The 2,325-nt window shown below is 49.4% G+C and carries 3 protein-coding genes; 1 reads left to right on the top strand and 2 read right to left on the bottom strand.

Annotated features, from left to right (window positions below; genetic code table 11):
• The coding region (locus ACOJTG_RS09580; RefSeq protein WP_420153617.1) for a 3-oxoacyl-ACP synthase III family protein at nt 1–871 on the bottom strand (871 nt) is incomplete at its 3' end.
• Nucleotides 872–1,021: 150 nt separating this feature from the next.
• Nucleotides 1,022–1,267 (bottom strand): hypothetical protein, encoded by a 246-nt coding sequence (locus ACOJTG_RS09575; RefSeq protein WP_420153616.1) that lies wholly within the window; start codon nt 1,265–1,267, stop codon nt 1,022–1,024.
• Between the two features lie 642 nt (nt 1,268–1,909).
• On the opposite strand from ACOJTG_RS09575, the gene ACOJTG_RS09570 reads away from it, so the two are divergent.
• The coding region (locus ACOJTG_RS09570; RefSeq protein WP_420153615.1) for an SDR family NAD(P)-dependent oxidoreductase at nt 1,910–2,325 on the top strand (416 nt) is incomplete at its 3' end.

Raw genomic sequence — 2,325 nt, 5'->3', positions numbered from 1 at the left:
TCTGTCCGTACAGGCGGTAAAATTCCCGGAGAATTGCTTCATCCATCTTTTCGTTAGCCTGATGAATAAAGATCATTTTGATAGTTTCCAGCGGAATGCCACTTTCATCGAGACACTTTTTCATCGCTCCGGGCACCTGCGTGAGAGCGTATTCGTAGACTTTATGCCCGTGCATTTTGATAAACTGCGGCGAGCCTTCCTGATCGGCATTGGCTTTACCCGAATAAATATAGTCCGCCTCGGTAAGCGTATCCGAACGAACCACCGCATGCAGGATACCGCCCTCATCGGTCAGGCTTTTGGTCACTACACAGGCTCCGGCTCCATCGGCAAAAATCAAAGAATCCCGATCACTCGCGTCAATTACGCGGGATAGCGTTTCCGTACCAATGACCAGAATGGTTGAAGCCGCTCCGCTTCGAATGGCCTGATCCGCCAGAATCAAACCCTGCAACCAGCCCGGACAACCAAAGATCAGGTCATATGCCACGCAAAACGGATTTTTGATAGCCAGACCCTGTTTGATCCGCGAGGCCAGCGATGGCACCTGATCCCGGGGTGCCCCGGCATACGCCATATCGCCGTAATTATGAGCGACAATAATCTGATCAATGGACTCTACATCAATCTGTGCCTGACTGATGGCCTGCCGAGCGGCCTGCAAACCCATTAGCGATGCCGTAACCCCCGGGGCGGCATAACGCCGCTGCTCAATACCCGTAATGGCCGTAAACTTCTTAAGCGTAGTTTCTACGGGCTGGCGAAGGGGCGTTTGATGTTGGTCATAAAATTCATGCGTGAGAAACGCGTCATTGGTAATCGTCAGCGGGGGGAGGTAGGCACCCGTGCCTGAAATGAGGGATCGAATCATGATACAATACTTCTTAACGTCGCAGCTAATCTAAAAACAGGCTGCTGCGAAGAGAAGAAATTTATTTGAGAATTGAAAATGATTCGATGAGGCTGAAGGATTTTCATCGAATCACGGGCCAATGGATAGACGCTATTCATGAAAGGGCCGTTACTGAAACCTTAATAACGTACGCGACTCACAGGCTCCGTTCATATAATCAATGGCTAAGAGGGCAATGGCACGACCCTGCCGGGTTCGCAGTCCTGAAATGGAACGGTACGTGGTTCGACCATCACTGAGAATGGACAAAGCTTCCTGAAAACCTTCGGAGTCCTGTTCCATACTGCGGAGATCCTTTAGTTTTTTCTGAAGTACGGAAATTGTGTTTTTAATCTGTTGGCTACTGGGTTTCATCGTGTAAAAAAGTAAAGGTGAATGGACGCTTTAGGTCCGAAAGAGAAAGCCTATGAATTAACGACCCGAAAGACGTTTTTTCAGCCGGGGACAGGCCTCGTTGGGGAGTCGATCCGGTATAAGTGAAGCATTAGAAAACGCGGTACTAATGATACCGTACGTTTCAAAAAAGGTAGCAGTTAAAAAGGCCAGACTAGGGCGTATGGCACACAGGGCATGGATGCCCAAGAAAAAAATAAGGTAAAAAGCCAGTGAGTACTCGTTTTGAAATGATCCATGATCGTTGGTAGTAACCGAACCGAATCAGGATGCTAACCCAAAGCGAGGCAGTAAGTGAAGAAAAAAGACCTGGAACGGTCTGAAAAACAGAACCTTGATTAGCGAAAACGATTCCGAATACAGGTTCATTCTAATATCCTAACTGGATTATAGCCTATCCGGTTCATTAATGGGGCAAAAGAAATCAATCCGCTTCGGTAAGGCCGGCCTGAAAAGCGGGTGAACTGCGTTCCGTGGGAGAATTCTGGCGTAAAAGATAGGATTGGCGTGGGCAATCGAATCCTGGATACAACAAGCCGACTTTTGGCTACAAGTGGCTCGCCCCTGCCGCCGTTCTTTGCCTAAACATTAGTCATCGAACGAATGAAATACACACTTGTAACCGGAGCATCCGCCGGCATTGGCGAAGCGTTGGCCCGAAAACTAGCCCAACGTAAACACAATCTGGTACTCGTCGCCCGGAATGCTGAAAAACTTGCTGCCCTGCGTAAAGAGCTTGAGACTCAATACGCAATTCAGGTAGCCTTCATCGCAGCCGATTTGTCAAAGCCAGACGCTCCCGACCAGATTTTCCGTGAAACGCAGCAGCAAAACTGGGAAATTGATGCACTCGTCAATAACGCGGGGATTGGGTCCGGCGGCGAATTTGCCACGCTTTCACTGGCATCGGAGCTGGCCTTACTGCAACTCAACAACGCCTCGCTGGTAGCCATGACCCACCTCTTTCTGCAACCCATGCGTGAACGCAGACGCGGCACGATTATCAACGTGGCTTCCAT

The organism is Siphonobacter sp., from assembly GCF_048595215.1.
GTDB lineage: Bacteria > Bacteroidota > Bacteroidia > Cytophagales > Spirosomataceae > Siphonobacter.
This window is presented reverse-complemented; position numbering and strand designations above follow the sequence as displayed.

Bases quoted from the DNA above. Each gene is read 5' to 3' on its own strand.
- ACOJTG_RS09575 (WP_420153616.1), bottom strand. From the start codon at position 1,267: ATGAAACCCAGTAGCCAACAGATTAAAAACACAATTTCCGTACTTCAG.